The sequence below is a fragment of the Lysinibacillus sp. NPDC086135 genome (genome assembly GCF_044746345.1).
Taxonomy (GTDB): domain Bacteria; phylum Bacillota; class Bacilli; order Bacillales_A; family Planococcaceae; genus Lysinibacillus.
In genome coordinates this window covers 129,996-155,380 of record NZ_JBIVCA010000010.1, presented here as the reverse complement: position 1 = coordinate 155,380, position 25,385 = coordinate 129,996, and the positions used below count along the sequence as shown (strand labels likewise).

Below are 25,385 nucleotides of genomic sequence, written 5' to 3'. Positions count from 1 at the left end.
TAAGCCTATATCCCTTATATTTTTACGTGAAAAATGAAGGTAGTTAGTCACCACCTTCATTTTTTATAGTTTCCTAAACCTCTACACGATATTCCCTTAAATCTTCTCGCAATTTCACCTTCATGAATTTTCCTACAGAAGTTTTCGGTATTTCATTTAAAAATACTACATCATCAGGAATCCATGTTTTATGGAATTGCGATCGTAAAACTTCTAGTAGCTCGGATTTCGTAATGGAATCCTTATATTCAGGCTTTGGTACAACACATGTTAAAGGTCGTTCAATCCATTTTTCGTGGGGAATGGCTATTACAGCAGCCTCAAACACTTTAGGATGTGACATCAAAGCATTTTCAAGCTCTACTGAAGAAATCCATTCTCCACCGCTTTTAATTAAAACTTTTGTACGATCTGTAATTTTAATATAACCATCTACTGTCACTACAGCAATATCACCAGTGTAAAGCCAGCCATCTTTAAAGGCTTCCTTTGTTCGTTCATCGTTATAATACTCGGCTGCAATCCACGGGCCCCTAATTGTCAATTCACCCATTGTTTTGCCATCCCAAGGGACTTCACCGTTTTCATTGACTACGCGTGTTTCAATAAGCGGTACTGTTATTCCTTGCGTAATACGAACATCCATTTTTTCATCCATCGTATAATCTTGCATATGTCTTAAATACGTCGATATACTAACAAGTGGCGATGTCTCGGTCATACCGTAGCCCGTCATGTAAGGAATTTTAAGTTCCTCCTCAAAGCCACGAGTTAGACCGAGCGGCGATGCTGAGCCTCCACATACAATCAACCGTATCGAAGACAAATCACGAGGATTTTTGCGTTGCTCCTGCAATACCCCAAGCCAAATTGTCGGTACTCCTGCAGTCAGTGTTACCTTATATGTTTCGATTAAATCAAGTAATAGCTGTGGTGTAAACATTGGCCCTGGTAGTACCTGGGTAGCACCAAATAATACACCAGCAAACGGAAATCCCCACGCATTCGCATGAAACATCGGTACGACAGGTAGTAAAACATCAGCCTCGCCTATTGCAATACTATCGGAGAGTCCTGCTGCCATAGTATGGAGAACAATACTACGATGCGTATACACTACACCCTTTGGCATTCCTGTAGTGGCACTTGTGTAGCACATGCCAGCAGGTGTATTTTCATCTAAATCATCTGGGAATCTAAAATTCTCATTCGCTTCTTCGAGTAATGCCTCATAAGATAGAGCATTCGGTAATGGGATGTTTTCTAACACAACAGCATCTCCCATTACGATAAAACACTTTACCGATTTAAGCTGTGAGACTATCGGTGCAAGAAGTGGAACTAAGTTATCATCAATTAGTAATATTTCATCTTCTGCATGGTTAATAACATAAGCAATGTGCTCAGGTGCTAATCGAATATTTATCATATGCAAGACAGCTCCCGCGCATGGGACTGCAAAATATGCTTCTAAATGACGGTGGTGATTCCAAGCAAAGGTACCTACCTTCATACCTCGCTCCATTCCTAGCTTTGTAAGGGCATCTGCTAGCTTACGAGTTCGTTTTACATATTCTTTATATGTAAACTCGTGAATTGATGTAGAGCTTGTCCGCGAATATATTTTTTTCGCATGAAAAAATCGTTCTGCTCGATCCAAAAAACTTGTTAATAATAAAGGTGTATCCATCATATGCATAGAAACTCTCCCCTTTGTTTATATAAATTTTTGAATCGTCCAAGGCTAACTGCTACTACCAATAATTACATATAAAAGGATCATCACCAAAACGTGTGGTTGATTTCCGTTCCGGCTGGGCGCTTTTTTGCTGATGTTTCGCTTTCGCGCAGAGCAAAGCTACCTGGGGGCGTCCGATGAACCGCTAATCCCCAAGGAGTCGCCCAGCCCCCCTCCTTAACAAAAGTCATCCACAACTCTTGGTGTGAACCATATAAAACAAGTCATTTTTTCGCTCGCTGCCGCAGACAAATACCTTTTAACTTCCGTGCTTCACAAATGCGTAATCACAGGAGCCTTTCTCTCTTTGCTCTGTGAACAGCCTAGCTTATTTAGTTTGAGGCGAGCACCTTGAAGTTTCCCCTATTTTGGCTGCATACGAATCGCGCCGTCCAAGCGGATTACTTCACCATTTAATAAACCATTTTTGATAATACTTTCGACTAATAGCGCGTATTCTGATGGCTTCCCAAGTCGTTTAGGGAACGGTGTCATTTGGGCAAGTGCTGTTCTTGCTGGCTCTGGTAACGATGCAAACATTGGTGTCTCTACTAACCCTGGAGCAATAGTCATAACACGTACCCCAATTTCAGCAAGCTCCCTAGCAATCGGCAAGGTCATCGCTGCCACACCACCCTTTGACGCGCTATATGCTGCTTGTCCTATTTGTCCATCAAATGCTGCCACAGATGCAGTATTAATAATAACGCCACGCTGACCATCCTCGTTTGGTTCATTATGTTGCATCTTCTCAGCTGCTAGGCGAATAACATTGAAAGTACCAATTAAATTTACAGAAATCACTTTTTCAAATAAATCAAGGGCATGTACACCACGCTTTGAAAGTACTTTACTTGCATCAGCAATTCCAGCACAATTCACTGTGACATTAATGGCCCCAAACCTTGCAACTGCTTGCTCAAGACCTGCTGCTACATCAGCTTCTTTTGTGACATTTACACGTGCATATTGGACATTCTCCCCTAACTCCTCTACTAGTGCATGTCCTCGTTCGTCATTAAGATCAAAAATTACTGCTTTGCCACCCTCCGCAACAATTTTACGAACCGTCGCCTCTCCTAAACCAGATGCTCCCCCTGTTACAACTGCTATTACTTCATTCATCAAACACAACCCCTTTTACATTTTTTCAATAATAGTGGCATTCGCCATTCCCATACCTTCACAAATTGCTAGTAAGCCATAACGTAAATTTTCTCGTTCCATTCTGTATAGCATCGTTGTTAACAGTTTTGTACCTGACGCTCCTAATGGATGCCCTAAGGCAATTGCTCCTCCATATGGATTTAATTTATTTGGATCTGCTCCAATTTCATGTAACCAAACAAGTGGTACTGGCGCAAAAGCCTCATTCACTTCATACGTATCAATGTCCTCTATCGTAAGACCTGAACGTTTTAGCGCTTGTCTAGTTGCTTCAATTGGACCAGTTAGCATTAACGTCGGATCTGAGCCAACAACAACTCTTGAAACAATTTTAGCAAGCGGTTGGATGCCAAGCTCTTGTGCCTTTTCTAAAGACATTATAACTACCGCTGAGGCACCATCACTCATTTGACTAGCATTACCGGCTGTAATCACGCCATCTTCCTGGAATACTGTTTTAAGCCCATTCAATTTATCAACTGTCGTTTCTGCCCGAGGACCCTCATCAACAGAAAACGTTGTAACTGCGCCGTCTTCTTGCGTAATATGGACAGGCAATATTTCCTTTTTAAAATGGCCCGCCTCAATTGCAGCTAATGCTCGTCTATGACTATTGTAAGCATAGTTATTTAGCTGTTCTTTTGATAAGTTCCATTTTTCCGCTATTTTCTCGGCTGATAACCCTTGATGTATAATTGTGTAGTTGTCTTGTAATCGTTTACCTGTATGGGCACCCTTCATGTTAGAACCCATTGACACCCTCGTCATGCTTTCAACCCCACCAGCAATAACAATGTCCATATCCCCTGCTAAAATAGCCTGTGCTGCAAAATGTACAGCCTGCTGACTTGAGCCACATTGACGATCGATTGTCACACCAGGGACACTATCCGGAAAGCCTGCCATTAACAATGCAGTACGCGCTATATTTGCTCCCTGTTCAGCAGTTTGCGTTACACAGCCAAAGATTACATCCTCCACCTGATCCTTATTGATACCTGCTCGTTGCACTACTTCCTGCAGAACATCTGCAGCTAAGTCATCTGCTCGAACATCGCTTAATGCCCCTTTACTCCTGCCAAACGCTGTACGAACAGCTGATACAATCACAACTTCTCTCATAAAAAAATCCCCTTTTACTGTCATCTCTCATTTCCTATCATCCAATGTATTTAGATGTTATGAAATATATTCTTGATTATAAACTATTCAAAAACCATAATTATCAGAATATTATATCTTTTATTTTACATGACTAAGAAGTATTTAACAATTCTATATGTATCTAGAAAATTCTATTCAACTGTTTTAATAGGTTCCCTTCTTTAGTTTTATGCTTTTATCTGTCGCTTTATTTCAGAGCATAAAAAACAAACTAACATTAGTAGCATAAACCATGGCCTTGGTTTGTACTACTAATGTTAGTTTGTTTCCTATTCCAATATTTAATAAAACATTTTAATCTATAGAAGAATTATAAACATCCCAAAAACAATTTAAAAATCTCTTGTCCCTTTTTTATTTGATGATTTGTCTCATTAAAAGACTCATTTTTGCAGTTTTCCAACCAAGATATTTTCTTGTGTATCAATGTTAAATCTTCTTCTTGTTTCGCGGGGCTTTTGGCGCTTTCCTTTTTGACGGAGAACGGTTATAGGCACTTCTAAAAGACCATCGTAAATCCAGCGAAAGATGGTTATAAAACTTAGCTGTCCTGGCGACCAAGTATCCCGCAACTTTTCTTGAACAGCTTCTTTTACTTCTGGCGTACATTTTGACTTGGCACCACAGTTGGATTTATTTTGGTGGTAACGTACTTGCGCTTCGTCAGTCGTACTACCGGCGTGGCGTTTTAATTCTCTGGAAATCGTAGATGGTTGACGATTTAAGAGTTTCGCTATTTTACGAATTGGATAATCAAGTTCCAGGTTTGTTTCTATTTTTACACGTTCTGATATGGTAAGACGGGTATAACTCATAACGATTCCCCCGTTTGAATGTTGGTGTGGTAACTACATTCAAACGAGGCCGTTATGAGCTTCCTTTATATTGACTTCTGGGTGTTGCACTTAATATTACAATCCGTCATTTATAAAAAACTGAATAACAATATAATTTAGTTATTATTAAAAATCAAAACTTCCAGTAACAGTACCTAAATTCGCGTTGTTACCACTGTCTGCCAAGATAGCGATGTAGTATTCACCAGTTGGTCCACCCAAATAAAATGAACCACCAGTTTTACTTCCTCCAACATAAGCCTCAGTCCAATAATTTGAACCACCAGTAGCAGAAACGAAACCTAGTTTAATTTTCTGCCCTGATGGACTCCATGTAACACTGTTAACATTTACTTTTTCACCCTTTTTAATGTAGTAACTAGAACTAGATTTAGTGTAGTAATTTGGTTTTAAATTTGAAGCATTTTGTTTCCTTCTTGTTTTTATGAAATTATTTTCACTTTTTGTATATGATAATAGATTCATGACCTTAACATTTAAATATTTAATCGTTATGACGCAGTTATTTTTAATAAAAAATTTTTTTATATTTAACTTTTCGATCATTCTTCTAAAATAACCTCACCATTTTCAATTTGTTCAAGGATTTTTACCCATTCTTCTTTTCTGAATTTTGATTCATCTGACAATTTAACAGAATATAAACTATATTCTCCCTTAGTCGGTGATTCTTTAGATGGTTCTCCAAATTCTAGTATTGTCGTTTCACTTTTTTCTGTTACAAATGGTTGGCTTTTATTTACGAACGCAGAACTTACAACCCCAACAACGCAAAAAGTTATTAAGATCACAGTAGACAAAACAACAATTGGCTTGCTTACTTTTTTCACTTTTAACATTCTCATCAATCTCCTTTTTAATTGAATTTGTCCATTAGCAAAAGATGTACTTAAAAAGGCATTACTTGAATCTTTAGTTGCTCGTTGCATCGTATTGAGAATCGTTTTAGCGTATATTTTTCTTTCAGCTTGGGACATATTCATTACAATATCTTCATCGCAAGAAAACTCACTCCACTTGTTTATTTCCTTTTGCAATACATAGATAAATGGATTGTACCAATGCAGTATAGTTGCTATAGTCATAGCTATTTTTACCCATAAATCTCTTCGTTTATGATGTGTTAATTCATGTTTAATAATCATGGCTAACTCATCATCTGGAATAACATACATAGGTAATATAATTGTTGGCTTAAATATCCCTACTAAAATAGGACTAATATTCGCCTGACAATAAGTAAGGTTGATTGTATTTCTCAAATTCATAGCACTTCGCTGTTGCTCTAAAATAGACCATACTCCATGCTCTTTTGGTACTGGCACACAATTTTTTTGTAATTTTTGATGAAAATTTCTATACAAATATATAAACCGTAAACCTATTACAATCACACCTATTAGCCAAACAAGAAAGACAATTTGAACAAATATTTCTGTTAGACATAATGCATCTTCATATACAATCGGCAAATAAAAAAATGAATTAGACTGATTTTTAATACTAAATAGAGAAGTCATTTCCGAAATCCAAAAAACAGGAATAAGGAATAGGAGAAGGGCTAGTTTCCGATTCCAATAATGCCATTTAGCAGAAAATGTTTCTTTTGAAATTAATGTGATAAACCAACAAAAAATTAAAACCCCACTCCCTGTAATAGACAAGGTGATAAATATACGCAACCAATCGCTCATTCATCCACCTACTTATCGGAAAGCCATTTCTGAAGTTCATCTAGTTCATCAGGTGTTACCTTGTTCTCATAGAGTGCCGATAAAAAATTATTTACTGACCCTTGGTACATAACGTCTAATAAGCTTTGGGCTTGTTTTTGTTTGTATTCTTGTAGTGAGAGGCAAGGTGTATAAATATTTGCACGTCCTTCTTTTATCACAGACAATAACCCTTTATCTACCAATCTGGATAAAAAAGTAGCTATCGTTTGTCCTTTCCAATCTTTTTCAGAAAAAATGTCCAATAATTCATTTGATTTAAAAGGGCAATTTTTTTTCCAAATAACCTTCATTAATTCCATTTCTGTTTCTGATAAACTTTGAAAATTAGTCGTTTTATTCATCTCCTTCCATTTTGTATTAACATTGGAAACACTACAACTACATAGTGCATAATATACTATGTAGTTGTAGTTGATGTCAATCTATATCTACAACATGATGATTGTTTGTAAGATTAGCAAGGTATTGGCATCTTCCTATTGCATGATGAGTTGACCTAATTGGTCTGAAACCATAGGAATGGTTATAAAATCTAGCTTCACAGATAGGTTCTAGTATTTGTTTAAACATTTGTTGTATTAGCCTATCCCTCATGGTCGGAATCCCTAATGGTCTAGTTTTCCCATTTGGTTTTGGTATATCTACTCTCCTGACCGTTTGAGGTTTGTAATTCTTTAATATTGTTCTTATTTCATTAATAAAATTTTCAACATCTTCTATTTTGTATTGCTCTATGGTATACCTCGTAGTTGTCGATAAGTCAGAATGTGCTAATGCATGAGATACTAAGTATATATCAGCTCCACGTTTCACCAAATTCTGAGCGTACAATCTTCGAATCGAATGAGGATTAACGTTCTTTAAATTCCACTTTTTACTGTACACCCATAAATTTTTTGCAATTAAATTTGACGGCGACACTGTACTTGAAATTGGTACGCCAATGTTTGAAAGAAAAATATAATCATTCTTTTCTCTATTTTCCTTCCTGACCCTATCGTTTATTGAAATCAACTCTCTTAATAAAGTACACATTTCATCATCTAAAGGAAGAATCAATGGTCTATGCGCCTTCATTATTTCTCCCTGCAATTTCAGTAGCATATTATCAAAATCAATATTTTGCTCTCTCAACGCACCCAATGTTTTAATTCGAATGCCTGTTTTGTATAAAAGTAAAATTGCTATACTATCACGTAATCCCGAATATGTTGATTTATCCAAAAGTGATAACAATAAAGCTAACTCTTTTTCTGTAGTAGCTTCCTTAACGCTTGTATTCACTTTTATTTTGATGTTTTTCCAATACTTCGAGTTATACCATCCGTTATCGTGACACTTGCTTAAAACGGCTTTAATTTGCTTTAAACGACCATGTAAGGAAGTGTCCTTCACATTTTTGAAACTCGATAAATATTGATAAATTTTTTCATTGTTGATTTCGTGGAGATATTCGACATCGGTAACCTCAACAAAACGCTTAAAATTATAGTTATAACTATCAATTGTCCTTGGTCTTAATCCACTTAGTCGCCATTGTTGATTTAAAATTTTTATAGCATGTCCAATTTGTATATTTCTGCTATCTATATCATCAAAAGAATCAATTTTAACTATTGGGTTATTGGTTTTTTTTATCACTTTTTCTTTTGAATCTTTTTCAGCTTTGATAGTAAATAAATCAATGTTTGTATTAACTTTATTAAAAGATTTAGACAAACAAAAAAACCTCCTAACATTTTTTGTTAGAAGGTAAAAGTTTCATCGAAAAATAGATGATTTTTTTATTTAGTTCTATTCGTAGTTCTTTTCGCTGTTCTACTTAGCTGAAAGAAATTAAACTAAATCTTCACCGAAGAATAAAGCGATTTCACGCTCAGCAGAAGCAAGTGAATCAGAACCGTGAATGATGTTGTGAGAAACAGTTGTTGCATAGTCACCACGGATTGTACCTGGGTTAGATTCTTCAGGTTTAGTTGCTCCCATCATTGTACGAGCAAGTTTAATTACGTTTTCGCCTTCCCATACCATAGCGAATACAGGACCAGAAGTGATGAAATCAACTAATTCACCAAAGAATGGACGTTCTGCATGCTCTGCATAGTGCTTTTCTGCTAATTCTGTAGGAATTACCATTAATTTAGCACCTTTCAATACAAAACCGCGACGTTCAAAACGATCTACGATGTCTCCTACTACTTGACGTTCTACGCCATCAGGCTTAACCATTAAAAAAGTTTTTTCGATTGCCATTGTTTAAAACACTCCTTAAATTCGTATAACAGGTTTTACACCTACCGATAAATATTAACAAAAAATGAGCCTTTGTACAACAAAAAGCTAGAATTTACGCTTCCCCATAAATAACGCGACATCACGTAGTTTTTTCTTGACGGGATGTTTTGGTAATGCATCTATTTCTTGTAATGCCTTTTTCAAATATTTATCACTCATTTTATTAGCTTGCTCAATCGCGTCGGATTTACGCACATACTGCAGCATATTTTGACGTTCTGTTTCCGTCAATGTGCCTGCAAATACTTTTGCCAAATAAGGTTGCATTACAGGATCATCTTTTAACATTAGAATCGGTAATGTAATATTACCTTGCAGTAAATCACTACCTGCTGGCTTTCCTAATTCTTTATCTGTTGCCATAATATCTAAAACATCATCGATAATTTGGAAGCTCATGCCCACAAAATAGCCAAATCGTTTCAAATGTCTTACCGTTTTAGGATCGACACCTGCTGCCACTGCACCAAGTTCGCAACTAGAAGAAATCAATAATGCCGTTTTTCGTTTGATTCGTCTAAAATAATCCTTTAAGCCTTGATCTAATCTGAATTTATCTTCGATTTGAATGACTTCACCGTTACAAATTTCAACCATTGTACGCGCTAAAATTTGATGAACTAATGGGTCTTCAAGCTTTGTAATATATTCAAGTGCACGCGCAAAAATAAAATCGCCCGTGTACATTGCAACTCTATTATTCCATTGTGATTTGACCGTCGGGCGTCCTCTTCGCATATTGGAATCATCAATTACATCATCATGCACAAGTGATGCCATATGAATAAGCTCTACTGGTACGGCTACATCCTTCATCTTTTCGATATCATATACACCAAATTTCGCGCCAAGCAACACAAAAATTGGTCGTATCCGTTTGCCACCAGCTTGCAATAAATGGAGAGAAGCATCATTGATCAAACCTGAAGAAGAGTTCACTGCTTTTTCTAATTCTTGTTCAATGATTTCGATATCTGATTTCAAATCGGAATAGAGTAGTTTTAACTTCATCTTTTCCACGTGTGAAAACCTTCCCCCATTAACGTACTTTTTTTAAGCCCATATGCATTGCCGCAGCACCGCCACTGTATGCTTTGTACGTTACTTTTTCTAAACCTGCCTGCTCAAACAATGCCGCTAACTTCTTCATACCTGGGAAATCATTTGCTGATTCCTGTAGCCAAGAATATTCTTTATAGCTTTTCGCAAATATTTTACCAAATATCGGCATTATATATTTAAAATAAAAACGGAATAGTTGTCGATAGCCTGGAATTTCAGATTGAGATGTTTCTAAACAAACAACCATTCCCCCTGGTTTTACAACACGATTCATTTCCTTTAAAACTTGTAAATAATCTGGTACATTGCGAAGCCCAAAACCAATTGTTACATAATCAAAAGTATTGTCTGGGAAAGGTAACTCCATAGCATTTCCATGTATTAGTTCAATTTGTGGGTATGGCTTTACCTTGTCTTCACCAACCTTCAGCATGTTTTTACTGAAGTCTACCCCTTTTACTTCTCCGCCTTCACCAACTGCCTCGGCTAATGCAATTGTCCAATCTGCCGTACCACAGCAAACATCTAGAGCCTTCGCTCCAGGTTTTACTGCCATGTGCTTCATCGCATCATTGCGCCAGCCAACATGCATTTGAAAACTAATAACGCCATTCATTTTGTCATAGTTTTCCGAAATACTTTCAAATACTTCGTGCACGTGCTCTTCTTTCGTTTTAGCCATTTTGAAAAACCTCTCTTATCCATTAGTAGAAGCAATGGATGCCTCTACACGTGCTTGTAGAGCTTGTTTCACATCACCTTGTAGAAACGATGCATCTTCTATCTCCTGTAACAGCTCTGTTTTTAATTGCATAATTTTATCCTTTATGACGTTGCCATAGGTCGCTCCAGCATATCTCGCGCTTTCTTCAAGAACTTTACTCATTAAAGATACTTGCCCACGTTGATATGTCGCCCATTCTCTTTCTAAACGCAAGATTAATAAGCTCTTCTCCACAATTGGAATATAATCTCTAAATGAATAGAGCTCAAAAAATTTTGAGATTAATCCTGATTCAATGTTAGTGATTGAGGCAAACCATTGTTCAATTGATCGTTTTTCTGCCTCATATACTTTAATTTGGTGTTCACAACGTGCCACAATTCCTTGTGACAAATTTAAAATCATTGCGACATTTCCCGACATCGCTAAAATCTCATAATAACGGCCACTATAAAAGTCTCCAGCTAAAACGGTTAGCTGCTGTTCTTTTGATGTGGCATCCAGTTCTTTTATATGATCGTGCGCTGCTAAGGCTGCGTACACAATTCCAACAGTGATTGCAGCTTCTCGTTCATCTTGTTGCCACTCTTCCCCATTAAAAAAGGGCACTAACAAGTAAAATAATTGATTTTCATCGAGCACAGGCAATCCTGTGTATTTTTGCAAAGTTCTATGACGAACATCCATGAAAATCTCTGTTTTTAATTGTGCAATTGAATTTTGAATGTATGTTGCATTCATAGACCTTACTCCATTTCACTTTCAAATACGTTAGTCCTTTCATGACCTAACGCTTGCTTACTGAGTCATTATAGCATACGCGACGATTCGGAATAAAAAGTTTTTGCTTTATTCAACATGATAGGCAGAAGAGCTTCCCCGTTAAAAAACGGAAGAAATCCAACTGCCTATCAATTATGCCTCGGCATAATCGCGTCTGGAATCGGCTTTGTATTTGCACAAAGCGCTTTCGCACAGATAAATTGCCACAGAACGTGGCATTCTTAGTCTATTTCAGCGATGTTTAACACCTGCTGAAAGAATCGAATCGAAAACTCCATTACTAAGTTTTACACATCTAGTCGATTTATATGTGCCCTCACTAATTTACATAGACACGATGCATTTCTGAATGGTATTGCTCTCTATTACTTTTTAGCTTCGCTATTTATAACACCGTGTGCTGTATGAATCTGTGCTTTCCCACGAATTTTCATGGCAGATGTATGTTCGGTAAATTGAGCAATCATAACTTCGCCTGCATCTAGTTTTTCAGAATGATGGAACTTTGTATCTGTACCTCGTGTTAAACCGATTACATGTACGCCATCTTCCTCTGCTTGAATAACAATATAATCTTGTGCCATTGTCTGTACACTCCTTAAATCCGACAAATTCTTAGTCCATCATAACATAATTAGACACTCAATTTAAGACATTTGAATAAATGATAAAACTTCTCTACGTTTTACTTCATCTTCTTCGTAAATACCACGTGCAACCGATGTCACAGTTTTAGATCCTGGCTTCTTAAGTCCTCGCATAGTCATACACATATGCTCCGCCTCTATCACTACATAAACACCTTTCGGAGAGAGCATTTCCATAATCGTCTCTGCAACAGTGGAAGTAATTCGTTCCTGTAATTGCGGTCGACGAGCAATAGTTTCTACAGCACGTCCTAATTTACTTAGTCCAGCAACAATGCCATCGTTTGGTATGTATGCAACATGAGCTTTTCCATAAAAAGGAACTAAATGATGCTCACACATTGAATAAAACGGAATGTCCTTTACAAGTACTAATTCCTCATGGTCTTCATGAAACACGGTTCTAAAATAATCTTTTGCATCTTCATGTAAGCCGCTAAACATTTCCGCATACATTTTTGCTACCCGTTTCGGTGTATCGAGTAAACCTTCACGATTTACATCTTCTCCTACCGCCTCTAAAATCATTTTTACTGCTTCTTCTATTTTCAATAAATCAACATTCGACATCCGTAAAAACCCTCCTGCGTATCAGTACATTACACATTTCCTTATGCATCGTAGCATATCCAAAAGGTAAGCGCAAAACGACTTACTTGATTCAAAAGAAATTCAACGCTATATGAGCAAAATAGCCACTTATTGCTTTCTAATTAGCAGTATGTTTTGTAAATTTTGGCTCATCACCATAACGTCAGGTTGATTTCCGTTCCGGCTGGGCGCTTTGTTGCTGCCGCTACGTTAGCACTACGCTTTCGCACAGAGCAAAGCTTCCTGGGGGCGTCCGATGAGCCGCTTCACTCGCAATGCTCGCTCCAGGGTCTCGGGCCAACACGATGTTGGTCACGAAGGCGTTATCACAGGATGTGATGCTTTTAGCCTTCGTTCCTCTATCGCTGATCCCCAAGGAGTCGCCCAGCCTCCACTCCAATCAACTAATATTCTGGTATTAGCAAAGATAGCTCTATTTTTAGTGATGGACCTAAATTGTGCAAATAATATCTCTAACGCTTACACTTTCGTTTATTGCATCTTTCTATGTACATTAACTTTTTAGCTATCTTTCACATCTTTTCTTAGTGGAAAAACCATTATGTGGGTCATTCCGTTTCTATAGCTTCGCCTTCGCACAGTTAAATTGCCAAAGGTCGGGGTGTTCTTAGACTCTATTTAAGCGAATTTTTGGATACCCGCTGAAAAAAGTTAAAAAGAGCAGCCTCCATGTTATTTACATGAAGACTGCTCTATGTAACTACTAGACGTGTATTATTTTACAGCATCTTTAAGCGCTTTACCTGGTTTGAAAGCAGGTACCTTGCTAGCAGCGATTTCGATTTCTTTACCAGTTTGTGGGTTACGACCTTTACGAGCCGCACGTTCACGTACTTCAAAGTTACCAAAACCAATTAATTGTACTTTGTCACCCTTTGCAAGAGCATCTTGAATTGTATCAAATACAGCTTCAACTGCTTTAGAAGCGTCTTTTTTAGAAAGACCTGCAGCTTCAGCAACAGAGTTTACTAATTCTGTTTTATTCACACCATTCACCTCCTCTCAAAGGGTCATGAACCAATTCTGTAAAAAGATTAACACATAGAAAACCGCTACGCAACTGTATTCATACATGATTATAACCAAAAAATGCGTTTTTCACCCAAAAAACAAAAATAACAGGACTTTTCGCATAAAAACGAAGAGCCCTGTGATAATTTTTTTGCGCTTTATTTTTCATTTTTTCACTACAAAATAAATGTAACTAATCCTCTATCACCTTCATTCACCATACGTTCAATTGTTTGGCGCATCCGTTTTTTGGCTGTTGATGGAACGGCATCCATTTTATAGCGTATTCCTTCTTTTAACACTTCATGTAGCGGAGTTCCAAAAAGTTGTGTGTTCCATAAAGCATCACGATCATGTAAATAAGCATGATTTAAATCCTTAAGTAATTGTTGGCTATGGAATTCTGAGCCAATTAGCGGCGCGAATTCTGATTCCATATCTACACGAATGATATGGTATGATGGCGCTTTTGCCTTCATACGCACACCGTAAAAATTATTTTGTTTAATGAGCTCTGGTGCTGTTGGCTCAAACTCCTGCATCATCGGCAATGTTACGCCATAACCTTTCGAATCTGCTTCACTAATAGCAGTTTTAAAGCGTTTTTGCGCCTCCTTTGCTTCTGCTGACTCTTTAATAAATAGTAGCCAATCTCGCTTCGTCTCAATCGGCTCATCTAGCCATTCATTGCAAACTGACTTATATAGCTCACCTTGTAATGACACTCGAATGACTGCGGTCCCAACACCAGCATCCACATGCACCACTTCACTCTGGTCAATAAAATCAATGGCTTTAAAGGCATCTGACGCCTGCTGTACATCTCTTATTTTCATAATAGATGACAACACTTCTTCCATCGAATCAATTAACGCAACATTCAACGGGTGTGTAGCATCTAAAACATCTAACCAATCTGGTTTTTCCACCTCAATTGTTCGAATTGGAAATTCAAATAATGCTTCTTGCAAAATAAACTGAATATCAGATGCACGCATTTGATCAATTGAAGTAGCAATTACTGGAACATTATAGCGCTCAAATAACTCATTTCGAAGCTGTACCGTTTCCTCTCGCGCTGGCATTTGGCAATTTAATACAATAACAAAAGGTTTTCCGATGTCCATTAATTGCTCTACAATTTCCTCTTCAGCCTTCTCTGCCGCACGACGACTAATTCCATTTACCGTGCCATCTGTTGTTACAACAATTCCAATATTGGCATGGTCACGAATAACTTTATCTGTGCCTATTTTCGCCGCTTCTTGGAAAGGGATAGGCTCTGTATGCCAAGGTGTATGCACATATTTCGGCCCATTTTCATCTTCATAGCCCTTTGTACCTTCAATGACATAACCAACGCAATCTGCTAAACGAATTTGGAACGTCATTTCATCATCACCGACCGCAATACGTGTTGCTTGGGCAGGCACAAACTTCGGCTCAGCAGTCATAATGACTGGCCCCGGCGAGCTTTGTGGCAACTCGTCTTGTGCACGCATTCTTTCTGTATCATCCACAATATTTGGTAACACGACTGCTTCCATAACCTTTTTTACAAATGTTGATTTACCTACACGTACTGGACCGACAACACCAATATAAACATCGCCATTTGTGCGCTCTGCAATTTCTCTAAATACTGCTTCACTCAAGGTTTCTGCCTCCTTTATCTACGCTTTTTCACTATATGCGAGCAGATAGATAAATATGAAAAGCTCCTCACAAATGTAAGGAGCTTAGTGACTAATCTTTTTTAGTTTTGGATTTAGATTCTTGAATTGCTTTTTCTCTAGCTTTTTCTCTAGCTTTTTTTGCGTCACTATTATAGGCGTCCATAAAATAAATTGGCTCACCTTTTTCATCTACTGTATATGGTATAGAATAAGCTGGTACTACTGGATATTTATCGACAAGTAGCTGACGTATATCATCTCCAGGCTTCACATTAGGTTTGTCTTCCTTTAGTAGTTGACCTAAATCGATGGAATAGTCCACATGCATTTCACCATCACCTGTCATAAATATTGGTAATTCGGTACCAGAATAGGGGCTTTTCACAGTTACATCTTTTTTATAGCCCAATTCTTCAAAGTTAATTTGATATACATTATTAGAAGACGCACCCTTTATCGGTAAATATTGGGTAGAAAGTTTTTGAATATTAATTTCACGAATTCGCTCTGCAGCATTTAAATCTACCAATTTTACTTTAGCTTCATTCTCAGGATCCCAAATAATATACTGGAAAATCCCACCCTTTTCATAGGCATTTCCTGGAATTTGAGCAAGATATTTAGGCATTAGTTTTTCAAAATCAATTAAATATTTTATATATATATCTGTATCTAGCTCACTATTTTTAATTGGAACTAGGCCTCCAGTTGCTTCACGGTATTCATCAACCGCACGCTGAACAGCGGCTAACTGGTCAGCATCAGGCACTAATTTTGCCCTTTTTTCGTCTTCTGGATATGCACAACCTACTAGAAGAACTGCGGTTACTATTACCAAAAGAAAAGCACTTAGTTTTTTCATGTCACTTCCACCTCATCATTTTTTATCATGGCCATGTTGCTACAATTAGTACCATTAAAAATGTGCCTAGCCCAAATAGTATGTATGCAATTAAATTTACGATTGTACGTAAAAAACCGTTTGAAACCTTATTCCGAGCTAAATAAATTAAACCAACAGAGATAATCATAAAGCTGATACAATAAAATGATACCCACATTACATCAAGCGCTGGCAAATGTGCTAACGGACCCATTTAAGACAACCACCTTTCTTCAACGTCACGAAACAATCAAATTATATTATACTATGTGCTCTCGCCAAAAAGAAATAGTTGTCCAATAACTATCAATCAATTATGCCTCGGCATAATTACGTCCGGAATCGAGCTTACGCAAAGAACTCCTTTCCGATTCCGTGACATCCACCGGAGGCTTTAACTTCTTTCAGTGGGTGTTTGGACACCCGCTGAAAAGTAGCTTAAATTCGCATCATACCAACACCTATAGAGGTGGGAGACATTTGCTGAAAGAAGTTAAAGGTACAACCTTTGTAGCGTTATAGATTTTTCAACTAAAAGCATACAATAAGGTGTCTCAGTTATTCACTGAGACACCTTATTTATGTCCATTTTATGACAAAACTAATCACATAGATCAGGCATGTTGATTAGTCATTTTTATCCACTATCCAAAAATCTATATAGCGGTTAATGATAACACTTACCTTTGTATATTTTTTATTAGTACATCATGTCATCGATTTCTCGCTTTTTCATACGCATCATTAATGCATCAACCGCTACTTTCGGTTCTATATCACTAAATAGAACACTATAAAGCGCCGTAGTTATTGGCATAGCAACGTCATATTTCTCCGCTAGTTGATAGGCAGCTTTTGTTGTGCGTACCCCTTCAACAACCATACCCATTTGGTCTAGTACCTCTGGCAGTTTCATTCCTTGCCCCAGTAAATTACCTGCACGCCAATTACGAGAGTGCACACTTGTACATGTTACAATTAAGTCTCCCATGCCTGTAAGTCCTGAGAATGTAAATGGATTCCCACCCATTTTAACACCAAGACGTGAAATCTCAGCCAATCCTCGAGTGATTAGTGCCGCTTTGGCATTATCACCATAATTTAAGCCGTCTGAAATACCCGCAGCTAATGCGATTACGTTTTTTAAGGCGCCACCTATTTCTACACCAATCACATCTTTGTTTGTGTAGACACGGAAAAATTGATTCATAAATAAATCCTGTACTTTTTCCGCGGCTTCAATGCTTGCACAAGCGGCTGTAACAGTTGTCGGGTGGTGTAAGACAACTTCCTCTGCATGGCTTGGACCTGAAAGTACAACAATCTCTTCTACACATTCAGCTGGTAGACTTTCTGCTAAAATTTCTGAAATTCGTTTTAATGTATCAGGCTCAATCCCCTTCGAAACATGAACAAACAGTACTTTTTTATCGAGCTCTGCTATCATTTTTTCACATACTTCTCGAATAGCCTTAGTAGGTACAGCTACGACAATAGTCTCCGAATGAGCAACTGCTTGAGCAATATCACTTGTTGCATACAAATTTGCTGGCAGCTCCGTTTCAGGTAAATACTTCCTATTTGTATGCAAGCTGTTAATTTCTTCAGCTTGATCAGTTCGATGAGTCCATAGAAGTGTATCATGCCCATTCTCTGCAAGTACCATCGCAAGTGCTGTACCCCACGAGCCTGCCCCTAACACACAAACTTTTTCCATTCAAAATCCTCCCTTGTTTAGAAAAGACAATTCATTCTTATTCGTTACGAAAAATGCTAGAGAAAGGCTTACAACAGTAAAGCTTTCAAAGCAATCTTATAGTAGACATTAGAAAAATTATTCTTTCCTCTCTTGTAAAAAGACGCCACCCAACAATAATTGTCGGGTTGGCGTATTGTATGTGTATATTTTTCCTAAGCACGAGCACGGGTAATTAAACGAATTGGCGTTCCTTCGAAATCAAATGTTTCTCGAATACGATTTTCTAAAAATCGCTCATAAGAGAAATGCATTAGCTCTGGTTCATTGACAAACACCACAAACGTCGGTGGCTGTATCGCAACTTGAGTAGCATAGTAGATGCGCAGACGGCGGCCTTTATCAGTTGGTGCTGGGTTGCGTGCTACTGCATCCTCAATCACTTCATTAAGGATAGATGATTGAATACGCATTGCATGGTTTTCACTTACACGTTGTATAATCGGTAAAATTTGATGTACACGTTGCTTTGTATTGGCTGATACAAAAATAATTGGAGCATAGTCTAAGAATAAGAAATGCTCACGAATTTGCTGTGTAAAGACGTTCATTGTTTTTTCGTCTTTTTCAACAGCATCCCATTTATTAACAACGATGACAATAGCTTTTCCAGCTTCATGCGCATAGCCTGCAATTTTTTTATCTTGTTCTTGAATGCCTTCTTCTGCATTTAGAACAACTAAAACAACATCAGAGCGTTCAATTGCACGTAACGCACGTAATACAGAGTATTTCTCTGTCGTTTCGTATACTTTCCCTTTTTTACGCATACCTGCAGTATCAATAATGACATATTCCTGTCCATCATACTCATAAGGCGTGTCAATAGCATCTCGAGTAGTTCCTGCGATATTACTAACAATAACGCGGTCTTGACCTAAAAATGCATTTACCAACGAGGATTTCCCAACATTTGGACGACCAATTAACGAGAATTTAATGACCTCGTCCCCATATTGATCTTCATCTTCTTTAGGGAAATGTTTTGCACATTCATCCAATAAATCCCCTAAGCCTAAGCCGTGAGAACCAGAAATTGGCCAAGGTTCACCAAAGCCAAGCGCATAGAAATCATAAATCATCTCACGCATGTCCGGGTTATCAATTTTATTCACTGCTAAAACGACCGGTTTTTTTGTTTTGTATAAAATTTTTGCTACTTGCTCATCAGCAGCTGTTACACCTTCACGACCATTTGTCATAAAGACGATAACGTCCGCCTCATCAATGGCAATCTCTGCTTGTTGACGAATTTGCTCTAAAAACGGTTCGTCCCCAATCTCAATACCACCTGTATCAATAATATTAAAATCATGTGCTAACCACTCTGCCGAACTATAAATACGGTCGCGTGTAACTCCTGGAATGTCTTCCACAATCGATACACGTTCTCCAACGATACGATTAAAAATCGTCGACTTACCTACGTTCGGACGACCTACGATGGCTACTACTGGTTTCGTCATCTGTACTTCATCCTTCCAACTTCTTGTCTTTCGCTATTATACACGAAAAATGCCATTATATCATATCATATCCATAAACGAGCGCGCTATGTACCGTTCTATTTATCTCTTTGGTATTTTTTTCATCGTTTCCTCTTAAATCTGCTGGTTCGATGTGGTTTATCCTCACTTTGTCTTATTCGATCCATCTCTTTGACACTTCTATCTATTTTCTCCATAAAAAAGCGAGGACACAAATTGCATCCTCACATGTCTAGTTTATTTAAAATTTTTCAGTTTATCGCCAATGACATCACCGAAAGAGAAACCTGTGTTTTCTTCTGGTAATTCATAGTCAACTACTTCCTCTGCCTCAGGATTTTCAAGTAAATCCTTAATGCTTAATGCTAAGCGACCTTCTTCAGCATTAACGTCAAGCACTTTTACTTGTACATCTTGTCCTTCTTTTAGAGCTTCGTGTGGCGTATTAATATGCTTATGCGCGATTTGTGAAATATGCACTAAACCTTCTACACCTGGGAAAACTTCAACAAATGCTCCAAATGAAGTAAGACGTTTTACTTTTCCATCAAGTATTGTACCTTTAGCTGCACGCTCTTCGATGTTCGACCAAGGACCAGGAATCGTTTCCTTAATGGATAGCGAAATACGCTCATTTTCTGGGTCTACAGAAAGGACTTTTACCTTCACCTCTTGTCCTTCCGATAAAACTTCGCTTACATCACTCACATGCTCATGAGACACTTGTGAAATATGCACAAGTCCATCAATACCACCAAGGTCAATAAATGCACCAAATGATGCGATACGCTGTACTTTACCATCTAAAACATCGCCAATTTTAATGTGGTTAATAACATCTTTCTTTTGAGAAGCTTTTTCAGCTTCAACTACAGCACGATGTGATAAAATCAAGCGATTTTTTTCTTTATCTAGCTCAACAATTTTAAAGCTAAGAGATTTGCCTTTATAGTCTTCAAAATCATCAACAAAGTGGTCTTCTACTAGGGATGCTGGAACGAAGCCACGTACTCCTAAATCAACGACAAGACCGCCTTTAACAATATCTTTGACTTCCGCTTCGAAAATTTCCCCAGCGTTGAATTGTTGCTCAAGTGTATCCCATGCTTTTATAGCATCTACTTTACGTTTTGATAATACATAGTTTTCTTCTTCGACTTTTGTAATCATCAGCTCTAACGCATCTCCAACGGAAATTACATCAGACGCTTTTTCAATGTGTAAGCTTGATAATTCACTTATTGGTATAATACCGTCAAATGGTGCACCTGGAATTGAAACAGTTACCGCTTTTTCATCAACTTGCTCTGCAATACCTTTGACGATATCACCTTCGTTAAACGTTTGTTCTGCATAGTTCATTTCTTCAGACATATGTAACCCTCCTTCGCATCTTCCCTTACTATTTTATTCGAAATTGAAGATAAAGACAAAAATAAATCCTTTAAATTCAAAAAATGTCTGAAATTTTAGGATTTATACCATTTTTTCTTGCGCTAATTTTAAAATGGCCTGTGCTGCTTCATCAATTGACAATGCTGTCGTATCTAAAAATTTGGCATCTTCTGCCTGAATTAGTGGCGATGCTTCACGCTCGCTATCCATTTTATCGCGCAGGGCAATTTCTTCTTGAAGTTTTTCAATAGAAGATTCGATTCCTCGTTTTTGATTGTCCATAAAACGACGTCTTGCTCTCTCTTCTACAGTTGCAGACATAAAGATTTTTAGTTCTGCAGTTTTTAATACATGCGTAGCAATATCGCGACCATCCATAACAACACCACCTTTAGCCGCAAGCTTTTGTTGCTGCGCTACTAATAGTTCACGTACTTTAGCGTGTGCCGCTACTTGTGAAACAGATGAAGTTACCTCATTAGATCTAATTTCTGCCGACACGTTCTTCCCGTCTAAAAAGACAAGTTGTCCTTCAGCAGAAGGCTTTAAGTCAATTGTGCTGGATGCTAGCATTTCTGCTAATTTTGTTTCATCATTTAAATGTATGTTTTGTTGCATTGCTTTATACGTCACAGCACGATACATAGCACCTGTGTCTATATAAGTAAATCCAAGTGCCTCTGCAACAATTTTCGCAATTGTGCTTTTCCCAGCACCAGCCGGTCCATCAATCGCAATTTGAATGTTTTTCTTCATATTTCCCCCTACTTTCTAACACACCATATTGTATCATAAAAAAGCCCTCTTTAAGCAGAGGGCTTTCTTAAATCAAAATACTACTCGAGTTGAAGGTGTGTAAACTCCCTGCAAAATTTCATGGAATTTTCCACTCACCAATGGAAGTTGGGAAAACCAATCAATTATGCCACGGCATAATTGCGTCCAGAATCGGCTTTGTAAAAATCAGGCATCAAAAGGATTTATTTCTTTACGGCGATTCACTAATTGGCGATCAAAGCAGAAACGAACAATATGCTGTTGGTCCACATCATCCGTTTCTGTTAGTTGAATAGTTGCAATTTTCATCTCATCTTTTTCGTATATACGAACAACCGTCGCATCTGTGACCACGTATTTTATATCCCCATTGGCATATGGTAAAACGATTGTTAATTGAACCTCATCACCATCTTGGAAAGCAATTGCCCCTTTCAAGGTTACTGCCAAACCACCTGCGCTAATGTCTGATGTTACTAGCTGATATTTGTAATCCTTAAACTGTATCGCTACATCCACAGGCGTTTCCACACGTACATATTCACGACGTTGAATTTTGATAAAGTCATCTGCCTTTGGACAATGCAACATAATCATAGGTATATTACCAGCCTTACGTCCAATTACTTCAGTATTAAAAGCAAATGATTGTTTATCTTCCGTGTGAAAAGTTGCTCTAAATTCAGAGCCATCTATTAAAAAAGCTGTTTTCTTTGTGGCAATATTTATTGGATAATCGATATAAATAATATTATCTTTTTGTTCTACAACTTTACAGTGGAATTTTTCAACACGCTCTGTATAAGTTGGTTCTAGTTCTAATTGTGTACCAATTTTTATTTCCATGAGCATCTCCCCGAACACAAATATACATTTATTATCGCATGAGATGCCCATTTTGGCTATATAAACTGGTAGTTTTTTCTCATATTATGTTAAATATTCCACTTTTAAAACATTGTGATTTTCAGCGTCAATAACAATTCGGAATGTTTCTTGCGCGTTTTTATCACGGACCGCAATTACCTCATAACAAAGACGTTGTTCAAATGAGCCGTTATCTGTATAAATATTTTTTACTTCTTGTACTTTCACATCATCATCGAAGAAAGTTTTCCAATCAATTGGTTTTGCAGTTTGAGGTTTAATCGTCTCTGCCTGAATATATTCCATCGCATTTGCACCAAGTAACTCACCTGTATCCTTAGCCAGTTTCAATTGCACCCCATCTGCATAAATCAATGCGTTGTCGCCAGGGTGAACACGCGCAAATGTCACATGCCATGCTTGATGGTTTTCACGAGATTCCACAAATGCAACATCATTCATTCCAAGTCGTTTTACATATTCTTCAGCTTTTTTCATAATTTCATCTTGTGATAGCCTTGCTTCATCTACTGGACGTTCCACTAAATAGGATATTAAATGTCCACCCTTTTCTGTTAAATCGACATATCCTAAACGAATATCTTGGTGGAATTGGATATGATAAAACGGATATGGTGCCGTATCGCTGCTTTTCGTCACAGTAAATGTTGCGTCTTTTATGATAGGGAATAATTGTTTTACTTTTTCCAACGCTTCTTTTTCAGTAATGTCTGAATCTTGTAATGCTTTAAGATCCATTTTTTTCTGCCAATCCGATTCGCTTAATGTAAGTGGGAAGTCTTTTTCACTGTAATCCTTTAATGTCTTTTGTACATTATCAAATGTTGTATTCGGGTTCTTAGTATCTACTTGTCTTAACCAGACATCCATCTTACCGTTGTTTTTATAAAAATCTACTGTTGCAGATGACCATTCATCTGAAAGTGCCTGTAAATTTGTAGAGACTTGTGGCATTTTTTCTCGCCATGCTTTATAATCACCAGTTTTAGATGTTTTCTTTGCCTCATCTCCTAGGCGCCCTAAGTAGCTTAGCCAGTCGTTCGACACTTCCTGCCCGATAGGAATATTCGATATAGAAGATCGAACGTCAGAGCTTAGTCGCCAAACAGAATCTAACTCATTGTGAATGGCATTGTCATCTCGAAACAATAGAGATTGCGAAACAGCTCTTTGTAAATGAGATAATTTCTCGGATGCATCCGTTAAATTATCCGTGTACTGAGCTAGCACAGTACGTTGTAAACTTGCATTTTTGCCGTGCATATTAATGCTATATGCCCCTAAACCAATAACTGCAGCAGTGAGTATAACGAGCATAGTTCTCATTTTTTTCCTCCTTTCTTATGAACAGAAAATATGTTCTCCAATTCGTTTAATTTGAGGTCGTGACCAAATCCACTTACTTGTTGCTGTTTTCGGATTAAAATAATAAAGTGCATTTTCCGAAGGATCCCATCCATTCATAGCATCAAGAACTGCTTCTTTTGCACGTTCATTTGGTTCAAGCCAAATTTGCCCATCTGCCACTGCAGTAAAAGCGAGCGGTTGGAAAATAATACCCGAAATAGTATTTGGGAATTCAGGACTTTCCAAACGATTTAAAATAACAGCCGCTACAGCCACTTGACCTTCATAGGGCTCTCCCCTAGCTTCACCATAAACCGCATTCGCCATTAACTGTACATCTCTGTCAGTATACTTTGGAGGTACTTGAGTTTTAGTCCCATTATTATTACTACTACCACTACTTTTACCACCTCCACCACCGCCGCCAGTGTTTGTTTTCACTTGCTGTTCAAGTGGCGTTCCACCATAATAAGTAAATTGATTGCCTGCATTTAATTGCGCTTTTACCCATCCTTCATCGTAATCCGAATAACCTGATAAAGTTTTTTTAGTTTTTGCACCGGCTATTCCATCTACTGGTAAACCATATCTCTCTTGGAAATTTCGTAAAGCCCAATATGTGTTATAGCCAAATTTGCCATCAATTTTACTTTTATAAAATCCTAAGTATTGTAGCCTTGCCTGTAGCTCAATTACATCATCTCCATAAGCACCACGAGAAATCTGTTGCTCGGTAAATGCAATGGCGTCATTTTGCGGAATAGCAAAAATACTAATCCCCAACATCAAAGCAAAAACTATGCTTACTAAACGCATGATCATCACTCCTTTTTTCATAGCTTGAAACAAACGACTCATTTTATACATTTAAAAAATAGAAAATGAAAAACTATTGTATCAATGAGATTAAGGTGTCGTATTAAATAAAGTATGGTTCTTCAGCAAAACGAGAGGTTGATTTCCGTTCCAACTGGGCGCTTTCCTAGGGGCGTCCGATGAGCCGCTTCGCTTCGCTGCAGGGTCTCATCTGTGACGCTAATCCCCAAGGAGTCGCCCAGTCTCCACTCCAATCAACCACTTCACATAACATACATCTTCTGGGCATGTGTATTAAAATGAAACTTCAACAATAATGTTTATCTTTGCGAAAACGCAGTGAAAAAGTAGCTACTGCAACTACAAGTGTGCTGTGCAAAAGCGAATTATCTGCAACAATGTTTTATCTGTGCAAAATCAAATCGGCAACAATGATGCTTTTATCATACAAAAAAACTGCAGTAACAACAGATTTAACATTCGCATTCGCTTTATAAGTCTATTCAGTTCTATTGCAATAGCGTTGGCTTTTGAAATGCAAAACTATCGCTGATTGGAGTGACA

The 25,385-nt window shown here is 37.7% G+C and carries 23 protein-coding genes and 2 pseudogenes; all 25 read right to left on the bottom strand.

Going from position 1 to position 25,385, the window contains the following annotated elements:
• Window positions 1-73: 73 nt before the first annotated feature.
• Window positions 74-1,699 carry a long-chain fatty acid--CoA ligase gene (locus ACIPKN_RS14785; RefSeq protein WP_400937360.1) on the bottom strand — a complete coding sequence of 542 codons (1,626 nt, stop codon included), beginning with the start codon at window positions 1,697-1,699 and terminating at the stop codon, window positions 74-76.
• Between the two features lie 402 nt (window positions 1,700-2,101).
• On the bottom strand, window positions 2,102-2,863 hold the full coding sequence (locus tag ACIPKN_RS14780) for a 3-hydroxyacyl-CoA dehydrogenase (RefSeq protein WP_400937357.1): 762 nt from the start codon (window positions 2,861-2,863) through the stop codon (window positions 2,102-2,104).
• Between the two features lie 15 nt (window positions 2,864-2,878).
• Window positions 2,879-4,027 carry a thiolase family protein gene (locus tag ACIPKN_RS14775; RefSeq protein ID WP_400937354.1) on the bottom strand — a complete coding sequence of 383 codons (1,149 nt, stop codon included), beginning with the start codon at window positions 4,025-4,027 and terminating at the stop codon, window positions 2,879-2,881.
• A 461-nt stretch (window positions 4,028-4,488) separates the two neighbouring features.
• Window positions 4,489-4,884 (bottom strand): annotated as a pseudogene (locus ACIPKN_RS14770) (transposase); the annotation flags it as partial.
• A gap of 147 nt (window positions 4,885-5,031) precedes the next feature.
• Complete coding sequence (locus ACIPKN_RS14765) at window positions 5,032-5,472, bottom strand: hypothetical protein (RefSeq protein WP_400937349.1); 441 nt, start codon at window positions 5,470-5,472, stop codon at window positions 5,032-5,034.
• Entirely contained in the window at window positions 5,469-6,620 is a 1,152-nt protein-coding gene (locus ACIPKN_RS14760) for a M56 family metallopeptidase (RefSeq protein ID WP_400937346.1), read from the bottom strand. The genes ACIPKN_RS14765 and ACIPKN_RS14760 overlap by 4 nt, the downstream gene beginning before the upstream one ends.
• An 8-nt stretch (window positions 6,621-6,628) precedes the next feature.
• A complete protein-coding gene (locus tag ACIPKN_RS14755) occupies window positions 6,629-7,003 on the bottom strand; it encodes a BlaI/MecI/CopY family transcriptional regulator (protein ID WP_400937343.1) in 375 nt (124 codons plus the stop codon).
• Window positions 7,004-7,082: 79 nt separating this feature from the next.
• Window positions 7,083-7,946 (bottom strand): annotated as a pseudogene (locus ACIPKN_RS14750) (tyrosine-type recombinase/integrase); the annotation flags it as partial.
• Window positions 7,947-8,498: 552 nt separating this feature from the next.
• Window positions 8,499-8,915 carry a nucleoside-diphosphate kinase gene (gene ndk / locus ACIPKN_RS14745; protein WP_142508373.1) on the bottom strand — a complete coding sequence of 139 codons (417 nt, stop codon included), beginning with the start codon at window positions 8,913-8,915 and terminating at the stop codon, window positions 8,499-8,501.
• An 87-nt stretch (window positions 8,916-9,002) separates the two neighbouring features.
• The gene (gene hepT / locus ACIPKN_RS14740; RefSeq protein WP_400937341.1) at window positions 9,003-9,977 is read right to left on the bottom strand and encodes a heptaprenyl diphosphate synthase component II; all 975 of its coding nucleotides are present in this window, start codon (window positions 9,975-9,977) and stop codon (window positions 9,003-9,005) included.
• A 19-nt stretch (window positions 9,978-9,996) separates the two neighbouring features.
• On the bottom strand, window positions 9,997-10,701 hold the full coding sequence (locus ACIPKN_RS14735; protein ID WP_400937338.1) for a demethylmenaquinone methyltransferase: 705 nt from the start codon (window positions 10,699-10,701) through the stop codon (window positions 9,997-9,999).
• Between the two features lie 15 nt (window positions 10,702-10,716).
• The gene (locus ACIPKN_RS14730; protein WP_400937336.1) at window positions 10,717-11,484 is read right to left on the bottom strand and encodes a heptaprenyl diphosphate synthase component 1; all 768 of its coding nucleotides are present in this window, start codon (window positions 11,482-11,484) and stop codon (window positions 10,717-10,719) included.
• 407 nt (window positions 11,485-11,891) lie between these two features.
• Window positions 11,892-12,110 carry a trp RNA-binding attenuation protein MtrB gene (gene mtrB / locus ACIPKN_RS14725; RefSeq protein ID WP_049666799.1) on the bottom strand — a complete coding sequence of 73 codons (219 nt, stop codon included), beginning with the start codon at window positions 12,108-12,110 and terminating at the stop codon, window positions 11,892-11,894.
• A gap of 63 nt (window positions 12,111-12,173) precedes the next feature.
• Window positions 12,174-12,743, bottom strand: coding sequence for a GTP cyclohydrolase I FolE (gene folE, locus ACIPKN_RS14720; protein WP_400937333.1), 570 nt, complete (start codon window positions 12,741-12,743; stop codon window positions 12,174-12,176).
• A gap of 756 nt (window positions 12,744-13,499) precedes the next feature.
• On the bottom strand, window positions 13,500-13,772 hold the full coding sequence (locus ACIPKN_RS14715) for an HU family DNA-binding protein (protein ID WP_004232618.1): 273 nt from the start codon (window positions 13,770-13,772) through the stop codon (window positions 13,500-13,502).
• Between the two features lie 200 nt (window positions 13,773-13,972).
• Entirely contained in the window at window positions 13,973-15,451 is a 1,479-nt protein-coding gene (gene spoIVA, locus ACIPKN_RS14710) for a stage IV sporulation protein A (protein ID WP_142508377.1), read from the bottom strand.
• A 91-nt stretch (window positions 15,452-15,542) separates the two neighbouring features.
• Entirely contained in the window at window positions 15,543-16,334 is a 792-nt protein-coding gene (locus tag ACIPKN_RS14705) for a hypothetical protein (RefSeq protein ID WP_400937330.1), read from the bottom strand.
• Window positions 16,335-16,359: 25 nt separating this feature from the next.
• Entirely contained in the window at window positions 16,360-16,569 is a 210-nt protein-coding gene (locus ACIPKN_RS14700) for a DUF2768 domain-containing protein (protein ID WP_142508379.1), read from the bottom strand.
• A gap of 486 nt (window positions 16,570-17,055) precedes the next feature.
• Window positions 17,056-18,072, bottom strand: coding sequence for an NAD(P)H-dependent glycerol-3-phosphate dehydrogenase (locus tag ACIPKN_RS14695; RefSeq protein ID WP_400937327.1), 1,017 nt, complete (start codon window positions 18,070-18,072; stop codon window positions 17,056-17,058).
• A 194-nt stretch (window positions 18,073-18,266) separates the two neighbouring features.
• Window positions 18,267-19,577 (bottom strand): ribosome biogenesis GTPase Der, encoded by a 1,311-nt coding sequence (gene der / locus ACIPKN_RS14690; RefSeq protein WP_370075925.1) that lies wholly within the window; start codon window positions 19,575-19,577, stop codon window positions 18,267-18,269.
• Window positions 19,578-19,835: 258 nt separating this feature from the next.
• Complete coding sequence (gene rpsA / locus ACIPKN_RS14685) at window positions 19,836-20,972, bottom strand: 30S ribosomal protein S1 (RefSeq protein ID WP_400937322.1); 1,137 nt, start codon at window positions 20,970-20,972, stop codon at window positions 19,836-19,838.
• Between the two features lie 102 nt (window positions 20,973-21,074).
• Window positions 21,075-21,749: a (d)CMP kinase gene (cmk, locus tag ACIPKN_RS14680; protein ID WP_400937320.1), complete on the bottom strand. Its 675-nt coding sequence runs from the start codon at window positions 21,747-21,749 to the stop codon at window positions 21,075-21,077.
• A 207-nt stretch (window positions 21,750-21,956) separates the two neighbouring features.
• The gene (locus ACIPKN_RS14675) at window positions 21,957-22,616 is read right to left on the bottom strand and encodes a flagellar brake protein (protein ID WP_400937318.1); all 660 of its coding nucleotides are present in this window, start codon (window positions 22,614-22,616) and stop codon (window positions 21,957-21,959) included.
• 84 nt (window positions 22,617-22,700) lie between these two features.
• Window positions 22,701-23,984 (bottom strand): PepSY1/2 domain-containing protein, encoded by a 1,284-nt coding sequence (locus ACIPKN_RS14670; RefSeq protein WP_400937315.1) that lies wholly within the window; start codon window positions 23,982-23,984, stop codon window positions 22,701-22,703.
• Window positions 23,985-23,999: 15 nt separating this feature from the next.
• Window positions 24,000-24,821: a spore cortex-lytic enzyme gene (gene sleB, locus ACIPKN_RS14665; protein WP_400937312.1), complete on the bottom strand. Its 822-nt coding sequence runs from the start codon at window positions 24,819-24,821 to the stop codon at window positions 24,000-24,002.
• Window positions 24,822-25,385 lie beyond the last annotated feature (564 nt).